Origin of the sequence: Chloracidobacterium sp. (assembly GCA_016720705.1) — a bacterium.
Classification (GTDB): domain Bacteria; phylum Acidobacteriota; class Blastocatellia; order Pyrinomonadales; family Pyrinomonadaceae; genus OLB17.
On the sequence record JADKKB010000007.1, the window covers coordinates 2,034,692 to 2,054,184 of the forward strand.

7 protein-coding genes are annotated in these 19,493 nt (G+C 56.0%); 2 read left to right on the forward strand and 5 right to left on the reverse strand.

What is annotated here, in order from left to right; translation table 11 throughout:
- Window positions 1-117: 117 nt before the first annotated feature.
- From IPQ00_16225 to IPQ00_16240, 4 genes are all read right to left on the reverse strand, one after another.
- Complete coding sequence (locus tag IPQ00_16225) at window positions 118-1,530, reverse strand: VCBS repeat-containing protein (protein ID MBL0242111.1); 1,413 nt, start codon at window positions 1,528-1,530, stop codon at window positions 118-120.
- Between the two features lie 403 nt (window positions 1,531-1,933).
- The gene (locus tag IPQ00_16230) at window positions 1,934-6,472 is read right to left on the reverse strand and encodes a VCBS repeat-containing protein (protein ID MBL0242112.1); all 4,539 of its coding nucleotides are present in this window, start codon (window positions 6,470-6,472) and stop codon (window positions 1,934-1,936) included.
- A 538-nt stretch (window positions 6,473-7,010) separates the two neighbouring features.
- Window positions 7,011-9,776 carry a hypothetical protein gene (locus tag IPQ00_16235; GenBank protein MBL0242113.1) on the reverse strand — a complete coding sequence of 922 codons (2,766 nt, stop codon included), beginning with the start codon at window positions 9,774-9,776 and terminating at the stop codon, window positions 7,011-7,013.
- A 364-nt stretch (window positions 9,777-10,140) separates the two neighbouring features.
- A complete protein-coding gene (locus IPQ00_16240; GenBank protein MBL0242114.1) occupies window positions 10,141-12,366 on the reverse strand; it encodes a hypothetical protein in 2,226 nt (741 codons plus the stop codon).
- A gap of 320 nt (window positions 12,367-12,686) precedes the next feature.
- Here IPQ00_16240 and IPQ00_16245 point away from each other — a divergent pair, with 320 nt between their 5' ends.
- Together IPQ00_16245 and IPQ00_16250 are read left to right on the forward strand one after the other, a co-directional pair.
- The gene (locus IPQ00_16245) at window positions 12,687-13,259 is read left to right on the forward strand and encodes a sigma-70 family RNA polymerase sigma factor (protein ID MBL0242115.1); all 573 of its coding nucleotides are present in this window, start codon (window positions 12,687-12,689) and stop codon (window positions 13,257-13,259) included.
- 89 nt (window positions 13,260-13,348) lie between these two features.
- Entirely contained in the window at window positions 13,349-16,072 is a 2,724-nt protein-coding gene (locus tag IPQ00_16250; protein MBL0242116.1) for a protein kinase, read from the forward strand.
- Between the two features lie 15 nt (window positions 16,073-16,087).
- Here IPQ00_16250 and IPQ00_16255 read toward each other — a convergent pair whose 3' ends face one another.
- Window positions 16,088-19,411, reverse strand: coding sequence for a VCBS repeat-containing protein (locus IPQ00_16255; GenBank protein ID MBL0242117.1), 3,324 nt, complete (start codon window positions 19,409-19,411; stop codon window positions 16,088-16,090).
- Window positions 19,412-19,493: the final 82 nt, after the last annotated feature.

Here is a 19,493-nt window from a genome sequence, read left to right on the forward strand (position 1 = left end):
CCAGACCGAGGCCGTCCGGCACAGACGGCCTCACTCCCACAACCCCCAAATTCTCATCTGTATGCGGTCGTGCAAGTAATCCAGGGAACTGTCCGCGCTCCGAATTCTGCGTCTAGGTCATCGCACAAACGCATTCGGCAAGGGTAGATCGCCGCTCTGGCCAAACTGCTGGATCAGCACTCCGGCGGTCGAACGGTTGAGGTACCAGGTCGAGCTGGACGGGCGGAAAACGGCCGCGTCGGTCTTACCATCGCCGTCATAATCTCCCGGAACTGCCGCGTCGGTGCCCGACCCGAACGGGAATGCGTAGAATGTCAGGTCTTCGCTTCGGAGTATGAACCATTCGCCGGTCGATGGCCGCCAGTATGCGACATCGGCCTTGCCGTCGCCGGTGTAATCGCCCGGAACGGCCTTATCGGTCGGCAGTCCGAACTGTGTCGCGAACGAACCTCCGGTACTCTTAAGTATCCACCATTCGGCGCCGTTCGCTCCGGTTGGCCGATATATGGCAATATCCGTCTTGCCGTCGCCGTCGTAATCCGCCGGGACGGGCAGGTCGGTCGTCAAACCGAACTGCTGAATGGTAGTGCCGCCGCCGGAATTGCTGATATACCAGGTTGCGGTGGACGCCCTGAATACTGCCGCGTCCGCCTTGCCGTCGCCGTCATAATCCGCCGGAGCAGGCACATCGGAGCCGGTGCCGAACGGGAACGCATAGAATGTAAGATCGTCGCTCCTCAGCACGTACCAAAATCCGGTTGACGTCTGAAAAAACGCGATGTCGGCCTTACCGTCGCCGGTGTAATCGGCCGGTACCGTCTTGTCCGCCGATGAACCGAATTGCGTCGCAAAATTCCCTCCGTTACTGCTCTTGGACACCCACCACTCACCGGCTGCAGGCCTGAATATCGAAACATCCGACTTGCTGTCGCCGTCAAAATCAAAGGCTGTCGCGGGCGGTGCGGCCATTGTGACATTGGTCGTGTAAGGTTGGTCCCCGCTCGGGCCGCCGGCGTGATTGGCCTGGATTCCGGCGGCGTAGAGCGTCACAGGGCCGAGGTTTGCCGCGGGAGCTATCCAATTTACGGTCCAAAGTGCTCCTCCGGTTTGATCAGTAAACGTGCCGGCAAGTGTCTGCTCGATGTATGTGCGTCCGTCTTCGGATAAGACCTGAGTGTTTGCTCCAAGATTCCCGAAAGTACCTGCCGCAGTCTGCCCGGCAAGTCCCGTCATCTCAAATCCCCAACGCAAGCGCGTCACATCGGCATTAGTATGACGGACCCGCAATTGGTAAGTCTGTCCGGGCCGGTATGAGGTCGGTGCATCGAGGATCTCAAACTGCCCGTTCGGCGTCGGTCCGGAGTGGCACGCCGCACAATTATTCTCGTCCGGAGCACCCGAAAATCCGGCGGGCGGCCCTGACGAGATCGAACTTACTTTCTCGACAAGCCCATTGCCCGTCATAAGACTAACAACGCCGATCGCCGTAAAAACCAATAGGCAGACGATCTTGATCCCTCTTGTTTTCATCTGAGCTGCAACCTCCGGATTTGGATGGACCCGACGCGGATCCGTGTTCGACGGTAGATAACGAAATAATTGAGCTAACGTCCCATCCTAGCACAGACGCTTCGCTCGGTAATAGCAATTTTTCGGCTTAAATTATCTTGCGTCGAGGTTTTCGGCTTTAAGATAAGAGCAATAAAACATCATCGATTTGCCGTTTGCCGACGTGAAATGTCACGACCGAGCATATCGTCTGAGCCGATGATATCGGCTTCGTAAATGCCGAGGATAACCAAAACGATCGTAGTCTTGTTTCAAATGATCGCAGTGACAGCCGTCACATTCTGCGAAGAGTTTTGCAATACGATGCAATGCCCGCCCCAATTCGGGGCGGGCATTGTCGTGGTGCCAAGACTACATATTGACGCTATCTGACAAATGCGTTCGGCACCGGGACGTCACCGACCGAGCCGAATTGTTGGATCAGCAGACCGTCCCGCGAACGACTTATGAACCAGTTGGACGTCGCCGGTCGGTAAACTCCGGCGTCCGCTTTGGCGTCGCCGTCATAGTCAGCAGGAATGGGTAGATCGCCCGCCGCACCGAACGGGAAAGCGTAGTATGAGTAATCATCGCTTCGGAGGATGAACCAATATCCGGTCGCCGGATCCCAAAAGGCGATGTCGGCCCTGCCGTCGCCGGTGTAGTCGGCCGGCACGGCACGGTCGGTCGGTCGGCCGAACTGTGTGGCAAAAACGCCGCCCGAGCTCTGCATTATCCACCATTCGGCACCTCCCGTCCCGTTTGGCCTAAATACCGCGATGTCGGCCTTTCCGTCGCCGTCGTAATCTTCGATAACAGGTTTGTCGCCGACAGCACCAAACTGTGTGATGCCCGTTCCTCCGGTCGAACGGCTGATGTACCAGGTCGTGTTCGACGCTCTGAAAACTGTCGGGTCGGCCTTTCCGTCGCCGTCAAAATCAGCCGGAGTCGGAATATCGCCCGAAGCTCCGAACGGAAAGGCGTAATATGTGACATCCTCGCTTCGCAGTACATACCAGAATCCGGTTGAAGGCTGCCAGAAAGCAATGTCCGTCTTGCCATCGCCGGTATAGTCGGCGGTGACGATCGTATCGGCCGCGGCACCAAACTGCACGGCACCGTTGCCGCCGGTCGACTTGAGCCACCACCACTCGGCACCGTTTGCGCCATTCGGGCGAAAGATCGCCAGATCAGACCACATATCACCGTCCATATCCGCCATCGTCTGTGTACCGACGCATTTGCCGAGATTGCCGGCCTGGTATATCGCCTTGATCTCGTTTGCGGCCAATGCCCGGCGGTATATTGCCGGGTCATCGATCTTTCCGTTAAAGTATCTCGTCGGTGACCCGCCGCCCCAGGCAAAGCCAAGATTCAGCGGTCTCGTGTTATTTGCAGGCGTAGTCATTGGGGTTGAACCTTGAAAAGATCCGTCAACATACAGCGCCATGCTGGCACCGTCCCAAACCCCGGCAATGTGATGGTAATTTCCGTCGAGAGCATTGGCGATCGATACAACCTCCGCAAAGTCGGACGTTCCTGCACCGCCTCGTCCAATAGCGAAGTGAACAACACCACCTTCGCCCGAAAACGCGGTGAATACCCATCCGGTAGAGTCGGCAAAACCGTGCGATTTATCAATAATGGACGACAATGATTCGGGCTGAGCTCCGTTGCTCTTCATCCAAAACTCGCTCGTAAAACCGGTCGAATTTACACCAAGCTGGGTGCTGTGGGGAATCGTTACTCCCGAATTTGACACGCCTTGAAAATTGAACGATTGACCGACTTTTCCGACCGAGTAGCCGCCGGCGTTGAGAAGCGTGCCGTGGTCGAGTTTTAGACGGTCGAGAGCGTTTGATTGTGCTCGCCACCACGCGTTCATTCCTGTCGGACGGGCGGCACACCCCGGCGTCGCGGCGGCCGCGCCGATATGTTGAGCGATAAACGTTCCCATTGCATACGGCGAACTGCCGACCGGAATATCGATGACCGAATGTGTCACCGCGTTAATGCTTACAACCGTGTTTGATGTCGCCGCGGCCGCCAGGATGCGGGTGCTGTCCGCACTTACCGAGATGCCCTCGGTCGAGCGGCCGACCGGAATGAGAGTGCCTTGGTTAGTTGCGGTATCGATCTGGAGTACGTCGGTCGAACCACCGGCGACATAGGCCCGCGTACCGGCGGCGTTTACCGCGATGACTCGCGGGGTCGGATGTGAAATGTTGGCAATTATTGCATTTGACCCGGCGTCGATCACGGCTATGTTGTTTGCACTCATTACCGACACATAAACCCTTGACGAGTCCGGCGAGACCGCGACGCCGTAGGCGATGCCGCCAACCGGGATCGTGAATACACTGTTGTCGAAAGTGTCAATGGCCGAGACCGTTCCGCCGTAATTTCCTACGTAAACGTGTCTACCATCGGGAGCTGCCGCGATCGCAAACGGATTAGAACCGACCGGTATCGTGGCAAGTATCGCACCCGTCGTTGTGTCGAGAACACGGACATTACTGCCATCGCGCTCCGTCACGTAGATCCGTGTGCCGGCCGGATTGACCGCCACACCGTGTACTGTGCCTGGAACGGTCAGCGTATTTATCAACGAATCGTTCGCCGTATCGAAAACCGAAATATTACCCGACGACACCTGCGGTATGTAAAGCCGCGAACCGTCGTCGCTTACCGTTACAAACGATTGCTGGGGCATTGCGCTATTTGTGAGCGTCGCGACGACGCTGCTGGTCGCAATATCGATGACCGATGTGGTTGCATCGCCTGAGTTCGGCACGTATGCCCGTCCCAGGTTCGGGATACATACTCCGGTCGAGCCCGTGTTAAAGATCTCGGCGATCTCAGGCGTCGTCAATGCACGATTAAACACCATCGCCTCGTCGATAAGTCCCTTGTAAAACTGCATACCGACATCGTCGCTGCCGAGTTTGAGATTTGACGATGTATTAATGACCGTGACCGGGCCGATGGGTGTTGACCCGACAACCTGTCCGTCCTGCAGAACTCTGAGCGTATCGTGATCGTAACTGCAGGCAACGTGTGTCCAAGCGCCGATCGGCACCGAACCGCCCGTCGCCGTATATTGCGGCCAACCGCCGCCGGTGTTAAAGCCGCACCAGATCTTATTGACGCCTTCAATGTTGGTCAGCGTTAACTGATACCCGTTGAGATTTGAGATCGGTCCCACCTTTGACATCACCAGTGCCCCGTTCGGGTATGTCGGGATGACCTCAGGCTTGACCCACGAGGCCAACGAAAATTCTGTGGTGACGTCGAGAGAATTATTATCCGGCACGTCGACCGTTGCGGTCGTGCCGTTAAAGCTAAAAGCCCTGCCGACCTTGCCGTCGGCATAGCCCGCACCGCCGAGCAACGTGCCGTTGTTGCCCGAGATAATGTCGATAGCATTGTTTGATCCCCGCCACCAGCTTACGAGCCCGGTTGGTGCCGGCGAGCAGGCAGAGCACTTACCTGCGTTACCGCTGTCATAAATAGATCGGATCTCGGTATCCGTAAGTGCTCGTCCGTAGATCGCCGGTTCGTCGATCTGTCCATTCCAATATGCCCCGCCGATCCGATAGCCCATCGACAGTCCGTGACTCTCAAGTACGGTGTTAAGCGTCATTGCAGCCTGATTTTCCAACTGTCCGTTCAGATAAAGCTTGAGAGTTGTCCCATCAAAAGTTACGGCCGCGTGATACCAGGTATTCGGCAGTATCGTCGTGGTACCGGCCAGATCAGCACTGTGTCCATAAAAATACAGTTTGCCCGGTGCGTTTCCCGAGGTGATCAGTCCGAACATACTGCCGGTAGAGGCAGTTCCGTACTGAATTATTCCGGCCTCAGTTGATACCGACAGATCGATCGGCGTGCGAAACCAAAGTTCCATCGTGCGTGCATCGTTGCCAAGCGGTAACCCGTTTGGAACGGCAACCTGTACAAAGTCGCCGCTGCCATCGAGGTTGAACGCGTTCCCGACCTTTCCGGACACAAAATTTGTATTGCCGTTAAGAACCGCATTATTCAGACCGATAGCGTCTAATGAATTGTTTTCCGCTCCCCAACGCGAAATTATGTCGGCAGCCTGCGGAGTACACGAGCGGCAAGCGCCCGCCGAACCCGCATCATATATGGCTTGGATCTCGGTTTGAGTAAGAACACGATCGAACATCATCGCTTCGTCAACGGATCCGTTCCACTCAGAAGTGATATTGTCTGGCCCGGTTCGGCCGATGATAAAGCCGCCCGCGTTTAGTTGGGTATTAAGACCAAAGCTGTGTGACGCTTCGAGCTGTCCGTTCAGAAAAAGCGTGATCACGTTTCCATCATATGTGACCGTTCCGTGATACCAGGTATCATTTTGCAATGGTGTGGCTCCGGCCAGATCCGCGCTTTCGCCCCAAAATGAGAGCGCACGATTGTAGTAATTTGGAGTGAAAAGGCCAAACTTGGAACCTTGTGCATTGCCGCCGTACTGCATTATTACTTGATGGGTATCGCCCCAAGTCGTCGGCGTTTTGAACCACATCATCATCGTGCGTGGTGCATTGCTCAACGGGAGTCCGGTCGGTGCCGCGACTTGCACGTAATCAGTATTGCCGCCGAAATCAAACGCTCGTCCGACCTTGCCCGCAACGTATGTAGCGCCGTTTACAATAACGCCGTGATTTGAACCCGTCTGATCATTGGTATCGTCATCTCCGGGCCACCAACTGACAAGGCCCGTCGGCGGCGGAGCACACGTTATTTCGGGTGCGGGCGAAAGCTTTCGCCCGTCGTCACTCACAAATGAGAAAGCCGCAGCGTCCGAGCCTGCGGCGTTAATAAGGTAGAGCGATACGGCTACTGCCGCGATGATAATGACTACGATCCGACGGAAATTTGAACTTGCATATTTTTTCAACATGGCGACTCATACCTCCAACCGTTTCCCGGCCGGGACGGCTGGAATGCTTTTGGAGCTAGTGACCCCGACCGGAAGTTGCGTTAACTCGCGGCCTTGTTCGCCCCGGCGAAACTGCATATTGCGCCGATGTTATTTAACTCCATCGTATGCCTGTTTCAGGCAATATATGTGACTGGCGTCACATAGTGCAAATATATTCTCACTACAAAAAAGCGGCCCGCGCCGATAGCCGGAACGGGCCGTGATTCAAACCTCAAACGACGCTATCTCACAAACGCATTCGGCACCGGCAGGTCGCCGGTCTGGCCGAACTGATTGATCAGGATGCCGGCAGTCGAGCGATTGATATATCAGTTGGTCGAGGTCGGCCGGAAAACGCCGGGATCGGCCTTGCCGTCGCCGTCAAAATCGCCGCAGTGATGATGCCGTTCGATGATCCGAACTGACGCCTGCATAAGCTATAGCGAGGTTTAAAAGTAAGACAAAAAAGGCCGCGGGCATTCAAACCCGGGGCCTTTAGTTACCTGCGAAACGTAGCCTACTGAGCCGCAAAATCGAGATCCTCGATCGCGTCATTCAGGGATATGATCCGCGGGATGAACGTAAACCGCTTGCTCGCGACCGCGACGGTGTAGGTCCCGCCGACCTCGACGTCGTCAAAGCGGTAATAGCCGAATGCACTAGTGACCGCACGGCGGGTGGCTCCCAGGCTGTCAGTCAACTGCACAACGGCATTTCTGACGCCGATGCCGTTTGCAGTGGTGACGCGACCCGCGACGGTCACGCCGGCGGCGGTCGGGGATGCTATAACCCGGAAGATGTACGAGTTGATGCCGCCGATGACTGGGCTTGATTCCGGGGCGAGGGCTTCAAACGTCTTCGTAAAGCCCATACGGCCCCAAATTGAGCGATATCCGCTCTCGGCGGGGCGGTTGGGGTTTATCGAAGTTCCGTCCGAGCCGTCCGAGGCAAAAAAGTAGATCGTGTGCAGGCCGTTTTGCAGCACGCCGGTTTGGGCGGTCGCGGTGACGGTCGTTGACGTGCTGCCCGTGTTCGTTGCCCTGCTCCACGTTCCGTTCGCCGTGTCCACTTGATAATAGATATTCTGCGGCGGAGGTGCGGTCGGCGAATATGTAGATGTCGCCGTCATCGTAAACGTCGGAGCGTAACTCGACGTTGTCATTCCGGCAAGCGGCGTGATGGCCGTATTGAGAGGGATCGCGTTGGTCGGGGCCGGAGTAATGACCGTCACGTTGTTACCGGTTCGATTGGCGACATATATCTGATTCGTCAGTGGGTTGACCGCAAAGAGATTGGGAAACGATCCGACCGCAACAGTCGAAGTCGAGTTGTTCGTGCCGTCGATCACCGTCATATTATTACTATCTAAATCAGCAACATAGATCTTGTTAGTCGCCGGGTTGACCTCCACCGCATAGGGGGTAAAAGGCGCAGCTACCGTCGCGGTCGAATTGTTCGTGCCGTCGATGACCGTCACGTTGGAGCTGACCTGATTCGCAACATAGATCTTGTTCGTCACCGGGTTGACTGCCACGGCAAAGGGGGTCGAACCAGCAGCGACCGTCGCGGTCGTGTTGTTCGTGCCGTCGATGACCGTCACGTTGGCGCTGTTCTCATTCGCAACATAGATCTTGTTCGTCACCGGGTTGAGCGTCAATGCGATGGGAGTCGTGCCGGCCGCGACAGTCGCGGTCGTGTTGTTCGTGCCGTCGATGACCGTCACGTTGGCGCTGTTCTGATTCGCAACATAGATCTTGTTCGTCACCGGATTGACGGCTACGGCATAGGGGCCAGTGCCGGACGCTACCGTCGCGGTCGAGTTGTTAGTGCCGTCGATCACTGTCACGTTATTGCTTACTCCATTGCTGACATAGATCTTGTTCGTCACCGGGTTGACCGCCACCGCCCTCGGATTGGTGCCGGCCGCTACCGTCGCGGTCGAATTGTTCGTGCCGTCGATGACAGTCACGTTATTACTTCCTAAATTGGTGACAAAGATCTTGTTCGTTACCGGGTTGACGGCTACGGCAACAGGTTGGGTGCCGGCCGCGACCGTCGCGGTCGAATTGTTAGTGCCGTCGATGACAGTCACATTGTTACTGCCAAAATTAGCGACATAGATCTTATTCGTTACCGGGTTGACCGCCACGTCAGATGGAGTAGTGCCAGCAGCGACGGTCGCCGTCGAGTTGCCGTCGCCGCTGATCACTGTCACGTTGATACTGAAGTAATTAGCGATATAAATCTTATTCGTCACCGGGTTGACTGCTGCGGCCCGTGAACCTACTCCGGCCGCTACCGTCGCGGTCGAGTTGTTAGTGCCGTCGATCACCGTCACGTTATTGCTGTTCGCATTCGCGACATAGATCTTGTTCGTTACCGGGTTGACCGCGACGCCAAGAGAGAGTGTTCCGGCCGCGACGGTCGCTGTCGAGTTATTGGTGCCGTCGATGACCGTCACGCTGCCGATAGTTGTGTAGTTGGCCACGTAGATCTTGTTCGTCACCGGGTTGACCGCCACAGCCGCCGGGCCACTGCCGGCCGGGACCGTCGCGGTCGAATTGTCAGTGCCGTCGATGACAGTCACGTTGTTACTGCTGAAATTAGCAACATATATCTTGTTCGTCACCGGGTTGACGGCTACAGCATAAGGGGTACTGCCGGTTGCAACCGTCGCGGATGAGTTGTCCGTTCCGTCAATGACAGTCACGTTGTTGCTCCCGCGATCGGTTACATATATCTTGTTCGTCACCGGGTTTACCGCAACGGCCCACGGGCCACTGCCGGACGCGACAACCGTCGTCAAGTTGTTAGTGCCGTCGATCACCGTCACATTATTACTGTCATAATTAGCAACATAGATCTTGTTGGTCACGGGGTTGACTGCCACGGCATAGGGCGTAAAACCGGCCGCGACTGTCATTGTCGAGTTGTTCGTGCCGTCGATGACAGTTACGTTGTTGCTCCCTGAATTGGCGACATAGATCTTGTTCGTCAACGGGTTGACCGCCAAAGCCCACGGGTTAGAGCCGGACGCAATCGTCGCGGTCGAATTGTTAGTGCCGTCGATCACGGTCACGGTGTTGCTGCCGTTATTAGCGACATAGATCTTGTTCGATATTGGGTTGACCGCGACGACAAATGGGTTAGTGCCGGCCGCAACGTTGCCGATGCTGCCGTCAGCCCGTACGGGATCGACGTAGTAGACGGGCACGGCCGAGAGCGATAACAATGCAAAGACGCGAATTGAAGTTTTAAGAAAACGGCGGCGAGAAAGTAACATGATGAACTGCCTCCTCCAAGCTTAAGAGTGTAAGACTTGATCCTTACAAAAACCTTGAACGGCAATTTCGCAGATTTGCGCCGAGATTGTTCTGCAAACTGTTTGACGTACTTTTTCGCACAATATCACAGAAGTCCGATACTAAGCAATCAAATTATTTGTTTCCACAGACCATTCGAGCCGGCAGCGATTTTGGGCTTTCCGACGTTAATGTCTACATGCACTAAAGGTGTTGGCTAACCGCAAGACAAAAAGGGCTTTGCCCCGATTTGGACAAGGCCCTTAACGCGTGTTCATACCCGGTGGGACGTCAGTCGTGTGCCTTCCTCAGAACGCTCGGTCAACGCCACATCCGCTCGAGAGCTTATCTCACGAACGCGTTCGGCACCGGCACGTCGCCGGCGATGCCGAACTGCTGTATCAGGATGCCGGCAGTCGAGCGATTGATATACCAGTTGGCCGAGGCCGGCCGGAAAACGCCGGGATCGACCTTGCCGTCGCCGTCGTAATCGCCGGGCACCGGCAGATCGGTACTCGACCCGAACGGGAACGCATAGAACGTCAAGTCCTCACTCCTGAGAACGAACCATTGTCCGGTCGACGGTCGAAAAAATGCCACATCCATCTTGCCGTCGCCGGTGTAGTCGGCGGGCACAAGTTGATCGTCGGCTTGGCCAAATTGTAGTGCGACCGTATTCGGGCTACTGCTTTTCGCGTACCACCACTCGCCTTTTGACGGCCGAAAGATGGCGATATCGGAACGGCTGTCGCCGTCAAAATCAGCAACGACCGGCCTGTCCCCGGTTGTTCCAAATGCCTTAATAACTGTTCCGCCACCGGCTGATCTTGAAATATACCAAGTTGCGGTTGAGTCTCGGAAAACGGCTGCGTCGGTCTTCCGGTCACCATCGTAATCGCCGGGGACCGGAGTGTCTCCGCTGGTTCCGAACGGGAACGAATAGAATGAGTAATCCTCGCTCCGCAAAACGAACCATTCGCCCGTCGATGGTCGCCAGAAAGCTATGTCCGTCGTGCCGTCGCCCGTAAAATCGCCCGGTGTGATCACGTCCGTCGATGAGCCAAATTGCGCCACGCCGTTGCCGCCGTCGCTGCTTCTTGCATACCACCATTCACCGACGTTAGGCCGAAATATCGATAGATCGGTCTTACCGTCGCCGTCGTAGTCAAATGTCGAGCGGCGGCTTAGTGTTGCCGTTTGGGTGATCGGGATGTTTGCCGAACCCGCGGTCCCGACCACATTAAATGAAATGTTATCCGAACGGTTAGTGCCCTGCGGATTGACAAAAACGTGGAACGTCGCCGTACCCGGGCCGATGCCGACCTTATTGACCGAGACCCACGATTCCCGGTATATATTCCACGTGCATCCGGGTTGGGTCGAGACCGTTATCATCCCGTCCTGAGCAATGCGATCCACGACTAGGGTAGTCGGTGAAAACGCGTATGTGCAGTTCATCCCACTTTGCGAAATGGTAAACGTCCGCCCCGCAACATCGATAGTGCCGCTACGGTCCGCACCGTTATTTGCACCGACCGAGAAGATTACGGATCCGTCGCCGCGGCCCTCCGCATTAGATGTGATCCACCAGGCATTTGAGTGAGATGACCAGAAGCACCCCGCCGGTGCCGATATCGCAAAGCTACCGGAGTACGCTGCACCCGGCAGATCGATCGATGTGGTGCCGATAGAATATGAGCAGTTCAGAGCGTCCTGATCGACGGTAAACGTGAGATTCTGCGTTGGGGCCGGCGAATATCCGGGCACGACGGTTATCGTGCCGCTACGGGGCGACGGCCCATTCGGCGTGACTGTGTACGTTGCATTTCCGGGCCCATTCTGACCGGGCGTTTGCACGTCAATAAAGAAATTTTGGGTAAACGGTTGCCAGCCGCAACCTATCTGGGTCGTAACGCCGAATCCAAATGTACCTCCCGCCCCGGGCACCTGAGCACCCGCAGGGTTGAGCGAATAAGCACAATAAGGCGTCGAACTCAGACTTAGCGTATATATCCCGAATTGGTTGGCGAACGCAGTGTTGACGAGAATGGCATATTGGCCCGTTTCCGGAAGTGTTGCCAACAGGTAGGAATTGGTGCCCTCGCCGCTATCGTCGTCCTCGAGAGTCAAAGTGCCGGATTCATTCGCGATACCCAAGTAGGTATCAAATTCTGCGGAACTCAAAAATATCGGCACTACCTGTCCCTGCACGCCGTTAAACACATAAAAGTCGGCGTATGAATTATCCGGCAGTTGGCAGTCATTCTGGTTAATAATACCGTAATTGATCGAGCCTAATGAGGTTTCAACCGCAGTGTCGCAGGGGTCTCCGGCCGCAATACTCAGAATTCCGTTCGGAATGCCCGCCAGATCCGTGGGCGTCAATAGCACCAGCGGCGAGCCTTCGCGTTTCACTTTGACGAGGGTTTTAATGCGTTCGGTCAAGACGGTTCCGGCGACACCCTTTTTCAGATCGGTAGCCTGTCCGTAAACATCTGCCGATGTAAAAACAAGTGTCGCCAGCAGAGTGCAAAGTAAGGCAAATACGATTCGATGTAAAAGCAACTTCATCGCGAAATAAGTATGTGTTGTGCAATTACTGATCGGCAAGGTGGCAACTCGGACGATCGCGTGGCGGAATCCAACAACGATTCCCGATCAGTATCCCCAAAACCCTATAATATCAACCTCGCCATACACTTTCAATTATTGCCGCTTGGCTGTCACCTCACAAAAATTCCGGGAAGCGGAATATCGCCGGCCTGGCCGAATTGCCGGATAGATCACGACCGAGTGTCAATGCCGAGCGGGCAACTTCAGAAACTTTCTTTGAATTAGGTATTTATTGATATAAAATATAATAAATCAAAGGAAACCGACATAAACAGTATATGAGTGACGGCCAATCCCCCGAGATCACACAGATATTGCACGAATGGAGCGACGGCGACGATGCGGCCCGCGAGGTTCTCTTGCGCGAGGTGTACGGTACGCTCAAGCGCCAGGCCCGCTTTTTAATGTCGCGTGAGAGGTCTAACCACACGCTCCAGCCGACCGCTCTGGTCCACGAGGCATTTCTCAAGCTCGGCAATGCCGGCGGCATCCAATGGCAGGATCGCGGACATTTTTTCGGATTTACGTCGCGGCTGATGCGCCAGATACTGGTCGATCACGCCCGCCTGCACGCGGCGGGCAAACGCGGTAATAATCCTATTCATTTCTCGACCGACGATGTCGATATACCGGTCGAGGACCGTGCCGATTCGATCCTAGTGGTTGACCAGTTGCTTGACCGCCTTGCGGCAATTGACGAGCGTCAGGCCAAGGTGGTCGAGATGCGTTTCTTTGGTGGAATGACCAATGGTGAGATAGCTGAAGCGATCGGGACCACCGAACGAACGGTTTTGCGCGAATGGCAATCAGCCCGGCTCTGGCTCTATCGCGAGATCTCGCAAGGCAGTTGAGAAAATATACGTCCCCCGCTAAAAACAATGTCGCTATAATTCATCCGTTTACGCATTCATATTCGAACAGGGAATCAGGCTTAAAAATTATGAGTGCGGAAAATTGGCCATTGGTAAAGGCGATTCTTGACGAGGTGCTTGATCTGGCTCCGCCGGAGCGGGCGATCTTTCTCGATGCTGGCGGGCTTAAGCCTGAGATACGTGCCGAGGTCGATGCTCTGTTGGCCTTTGAGGATGACGCCCAAGGGCTGATGCAGTTGTCGGCGGTCGAATTTGCCAAGAATTTCATTGATGATGACGAGAGCGATATGTCGGGGCAGACCGTCGGAGCGTACCGGATCGTCCGCGAACTCGGCCACGGCGGTATGGGTGCCGTCTATCTGGCCGAACGCACGGATGGCAAGTTTACGCAACGCGTCGCTCTTAAACTGCTCAAACGCGAGATGAATACGAGCGCACTCCGGCGTCATTTTGAGCAGGAGCGTGAGATCCTCGCCTCACTCGAACACCCGAATATTGCTCGTTTGCTCGACGCCGGCACGACCGAAGACCGCGTGCCGTTTATCGCGATGGAGTACGTCGATGGACTTCCGATCGGTGAATACTGTCGCGTCAAGAACCTCGATCTCAACGCTCGGCTCGAGCTATTTCGAACGGTCTGCGGGGCGGTCGACTATGCCCATCAAAATCTGATCGTCCACCGCGACCTCAAACCGTCCAATGTTATGGTCACGCACGACGGCGTGCCTAAATTACTCGATTTCGGCATCTCAAAGATTCTCTCCAAGGGTATTGATGACGCCGATTCGGCGACCATAACCCGAATGGGTCTGATGACGCCATCATACGCATCGCCCGAACAGTTACAGAAAAAGAGCGTGACCACTCTGTCCGACGTTTATAGCCTCGGCGTGATCCTCTTTGAGATGCTCAGCGGACATCGGCCATTTGAGAGCAAGGAAAATGACCTTCGCGAAATTTACAGTGCCGTCATCGAGCACGAACCGATGCTGCCGTCGAGCGTCATCGACCGCCATACCGGCGAAATGACGTCCGAACCGTACGCCAAGTCCGTTCCCGGCAACGTGACAGAGCCCGTAAATGTCCGCCACACCGGACCAACATCTTGGACACTGTCAGCCGGCAGCGTCCGCGGCGACCTGGACAATATCGTGCTCAAGGCGATGCGAAAGGAACCCGAACGACGATATTCGTCCGCCGGCAATCTCGCCGAAGACATTCGCCGCCATCTGAACGGCCTGACCGTTACGGCCCGGCCAAATACATTCTCGTACCGCGTCACTAAGTTTGTCGGACGCAATCGCCTCGGTGTGCTGGCCGCAGCGGTCATCTTGCTGGCAGTTGTCGGCGGCGTCGGCACCACGCTCTGGCAGGCTCGCGTCGCGAGTGCCGAACGCTCTCGTGCCGAAAAGCGGTTCAATGATGTCCGTAAGCTGGCAAACTCATATCTTTTCGACGTTTATCCCGAGATCGAGAATCTCGAAGGCTCGCTCAAGGCCCGCGAGGCGATCGTCAAAAACGCGCTCGAGTATCTCGACAGCCTGTCGGCCGAGGCCGGCAGCGACCTCGAACTGCAGGCCGAACTCGCCACTGCCTACGAAAAGGTTGGCGACGTTCAGGGAGCATTAAATAATTCGAGCCTCGGCAATACACACGCCGGGCTCATCAGCTACGAAAAGGCCCGCCGCCTGCGCGAGTCCGTGCTTGCCGCCTCGCCCGCCGACATCGAAGCGAAAGAACAACTTGCTAATAATTACTACGTCTCGGCCCGCACGCTGTGGAATAACAGCCAGACCAATGAGGCGACCGAGATGTTTGAAAGCGGCCTCAAACTCCGCCGCCAACTCGCCGCCGCCCAACCGGATCTCGTCGAGGCCAAAAATCGGCTCGCGGTCCTATTGATCGATTACGCAGCGATACCGAATTTTAACAATCAGGCGGAAAAGGCGCTTGCATTGTATAACGAGGCATTCACGATCATCAGCGATCTCCGTAGCCGCGACCCCGAGAATCCGGATCTCAAAAAGAGCCTGACACGGCTTATCCGCAGTCAGAGCCAGGCCAAGGCCACTCTCGGCGATTTTGACGGTGCCATTGCCGACCTGAATATGGCGGTCGGCGTCAGCAAAGAACTGGCAGTTCAGTTTCCTAAAGATTTCCGCGTGCAGCGGGCCGCTTGGCTGACCGAGAGCATCATTTGCGAAGTTTACGTCAACAACAGCAAGACCGAAAAGTCCGTCGACGTATGCGCAAAGACGATCGACTTTCCGGCTAAGGCTCTCGCCCACGAGCCCGAAAACGGTGTCGTCGCCTACGATCTCGCCGTGTCGCATTTCAATCTCGCGCGGGCCTACCGCCTCGAGGGCGATCTTCCGCGTTCGATCGCCTCCGGCGATCGTGCGGTCGAAGTTATGGCTGCGTTAAGCGCCAAAGAGCCCGAGAATAACGAATACAAGCGAAACATCGCTGCCTATGAGACCGAGATCGGCCGAGGCGAGATCGGGCTCGCACGATACGATCAAGCCGCGGAACGCTTGGCCCGGGCCATCAAGACACTGATCCCGATCGTCGCCAACGATCCCGGCACGACCACTTATCTCTACGATCTCGGGCTCGCTCACCGCCTACTCGCTCAGGCGCTCAACAAAAAGGGCGACCGCCCGGGTGCCCTTGAGCACATCGACGAAGCGATCGCCATCGTTGCGGAACTAAAAGCTAAAAACTCGCTTCGTGATGCCGACGGCGACCTCAACACCGAACTCGAAAACGAGAAGTTAACCTACACCAAGTAAGGTGCTCCCACCATCCTAACGCACAAACGAGTTGGGTATCGGCAGGTCACCCGCTTGGCCGTATTGCTGGATCAGAACTCCGGCGGTCGAGCGTTGGACGTACCACGTCGAGTTCGTCGGCCTGAAAACACCTGCGTCCGTCCTGCCGTCGCCGTCGTAATCGCCGGGAACTGGCGAATCGCCGTTTGAGCCGAACGGAAACGCGTAATACGTTAGATCCTCGCTTCGCAGGACACTCCATAGCCCCGTTGCCGGGTGCCAGACCGCTACATCCGTCTTACCGTCGCCTGTGTAATCACCCGGAACAGCCTTGTCGGTCGCCGCCCCAAACTGTGTTACGAACGTGCCGCCCGCGGATTTTAATATCCACCATTCCGCACCGTTGGCTCCCGTCGGACGATAGATGCCGATATCGGCCTTGCCGTCTCCGTCATAGTCGCCGGGAACGGGCAGATCGGTTGCCACGCCGAATCCCTGGATGGTCGTGCCGCCGCTCGACTTGCTGATATACCACGTTGCGGCCAGAGGCCTGAAGACCGCCGCATCCGATTTGCCGTCGCCGTCATAGTCCGCGGGCACCGGTATATCGCCGTTCGCCCCGAACGGGAACGAATAGTACGTCGAGTCCTCGCTTCGCAGCACAAACCAATATCCTGTCGAAGGCCGCCAATACGCGACATCCGTCTTGCCGTCGCCGGTGAAATCGACAGCGACCGGTTTGTCGGTCGATGTGCCGAACTGCGTCGCAAAATTACCGCCATTCGAACTCTTTGATATCCACCACTCGCCCGGTCCCGGCCTGAAAATCGAGAGGTCAGTCTTGCCGTCGCCGTCAAAATCGAACGGCGTTTTGAACAACGCTTGTATCGTCGGCACCGACTTGATCACCTCGACAACACCTCGGCGGCTCGAAAAGTCGCGATGGTATCCGCGGGCCATTAGATATCCACCGGTCGTGTCGATACCGCTTAAACTCCAACTGCCGGTCACTACGTCGCGAACGCCCGCCCCGACAAATTGCCACAATTGGGTATCAGGTGCCGTGTAAAAATCCACTCTGGTAAATGCCGGTGCCGAACCTGCCTGCGTCCACTTGACTAGGGTCGGCGTGGCAGTAACGGTCTCGACCGCCGGCGTTGGAATGCTGAGCCGGGCAAATCGATTGCGTGATTGTCCGGCGACGGTTGTGAAATAGCCGCCAGCGAGTATCTTGCCATCGCTCTGTTGTGCCATCGCCAGTACGACGTCGTTGGCGTTTGCCGTAAATGATGTGTCGAGCGAACCATCAGCATTCACCCGCCCGAGGTATGCCCGAGCGACGCTGTTGATACCGGAGAACCTGCCCCCGAGCATGATCTTGCCATCTGCTTGAACCGCCATCGACAGTGCGACCGAGTCCAGCGTGGTAGTGAAAGTCGCATCGAGCGAACCGGTCGAATTGAGGCGTGCGATATACGATCTCCCGGTTCCGCTGACGGACGTAAAGCCGCCGCTGATCAGGATCTTGCCGTCCGGTTGGAGCAACATCTCGTTTACGGTCGGCACTATTCCTGCGAGAGCCGCGTCAAAGGTGGTGTCAAGCGTTCCGTTGTTATTGAGTCGGGCAAGTCCCACCCGAGCCACGCCGCCGACCGTTGTGAATTCGCCGCCGACAAGTATCTGACCGTTTTGAAGATAGACCAATCGGTACGCCCAGAAATCGAGATTTGGGTTGAACGTCGAGTCGAGCGTGCCGTCAACGTTGATTCTCGCGATGCGGTTTCTCGCCGTCCCGTTAACGGTCGTGAACGACCCGGCGATTATGATCTTGGTATCTTGTTGGACCACTGCGGCGTAAACCGGGCCGTTGAGGTCCACATTGAATGACGTATCGACATTGCCTATCGATCCTATACGCGTCAGATACTTGCGGCTGCCATTTCCATTGACGGTAGTAAATTCGCCGCCAACTAAGTAACGCTCAGCGATGTCAAGTGTAATGCAGTTGACCCATCCACCGGCAAAAGTCGGAGCAGTGAATGCAGGATCACGCTTACCCGCGGAGTTTACGCGGGCAATTTCCGCCATCGGAGTTCCGTCAAAATTTGCAAAGTTACCGCCGATCATCGTCTGGTCGAGACGCGGCAGGGGCACGATGACCGCGACCGGACCATCGACCGATGCTGTGCCCGCGGTGGCGTTCGCGTCAGGCGTGCCGTCTTGATACACCCGGCCGATCCCCAAACGGCTAGTGCTACCGATCGCCGTAAATGCTCCCCCGATGAGGATCTTGCCATCAGGTTGGACGGCGAGAGCATCCAACCGCGAACCCGTCACGTTCGGATCGAAATCGAGGTCGAGTGTGCCGTTGGCGTTAAAGCGGGCGACCTTATTGCGGGGGACCGCGCCGATGGCAGTTATAAATCCGCCGATCACCGCCTTGCCATCGGATTGGATCGCGATAGTGCTCACCCACGAGGATGTCGAATACGAGAATGCAGGGTCGGTCAACCCGCTACGATTTACGCGGAAAACCCCGCTCGAATGGCCGATGATGACCTTGCCGTCGGGTTGTATCGCGAGGGCAGAACCGAGGCCCGGGCTGGTGGGCGCAAACGATGTGTCGGCGGCGCCGGACGGAAAAAGGCGGACAACCGCCGGTTGCGTAACTCCGCCGATCACCGAGAAATCGCCGGCAACGTAAACTCGATTGATTGCAGCGTCGAATTTTATCGCTCGAACCGTCGCATTCGGTGCCGGATCAAAACCGGCGTCGAGCGTCCCATTCGTTTCCAGACGGGCGAGTCGGTTTCGACCGGTGGAATTTACAGATGTAAATGCACCACCGATGACGATCTTTTGGTCGCTCTGTACATCGAGAGCGAAAATTGTGCTGTCGACGACCGGCGCGTACGTCGCGTCCAGATTACCAAATTGATCGAGCCGGGCTATGTTTGAACGAGCCACGCCGTTTACTTTGTCAAATGTGCCTGCGATAACGATCTTGCCATCGGCCTGAATTGCGACCGCATATAATTGTCCGACAAAACCCCCACTTTCGACTCCGATCGGGGCGAAAGTCGGATCGCCTGAGCCGTCGCCATTCAAAAGTGCGATGCTCTTTCGGGAAAGGCCGCCGAGTGTATTGAATCCGCCGCCTACGTAGATCTTGCCATCCGCTCTGATCGCAAAGGCATTCACGTTTATGGCTGCGGTCGTTGGATTGAAACCATCGTTAGCACTCTGTCCGGCCGCCGGCGAAGCGGCGAAAATGAAGACTGCGGCAACTACTGCGATTCGAAGTGAACCGCGGATAATAAGACTGATTGTCGGGTAACGGCTCGAAATTTCGTTGGTCATTGGAATGTCTCCGAGGAAAAAGATCGACATAGAATACTAGTGTCTCAGACAAACTACGCGAAATAGCGTTCAAAATAGGCTC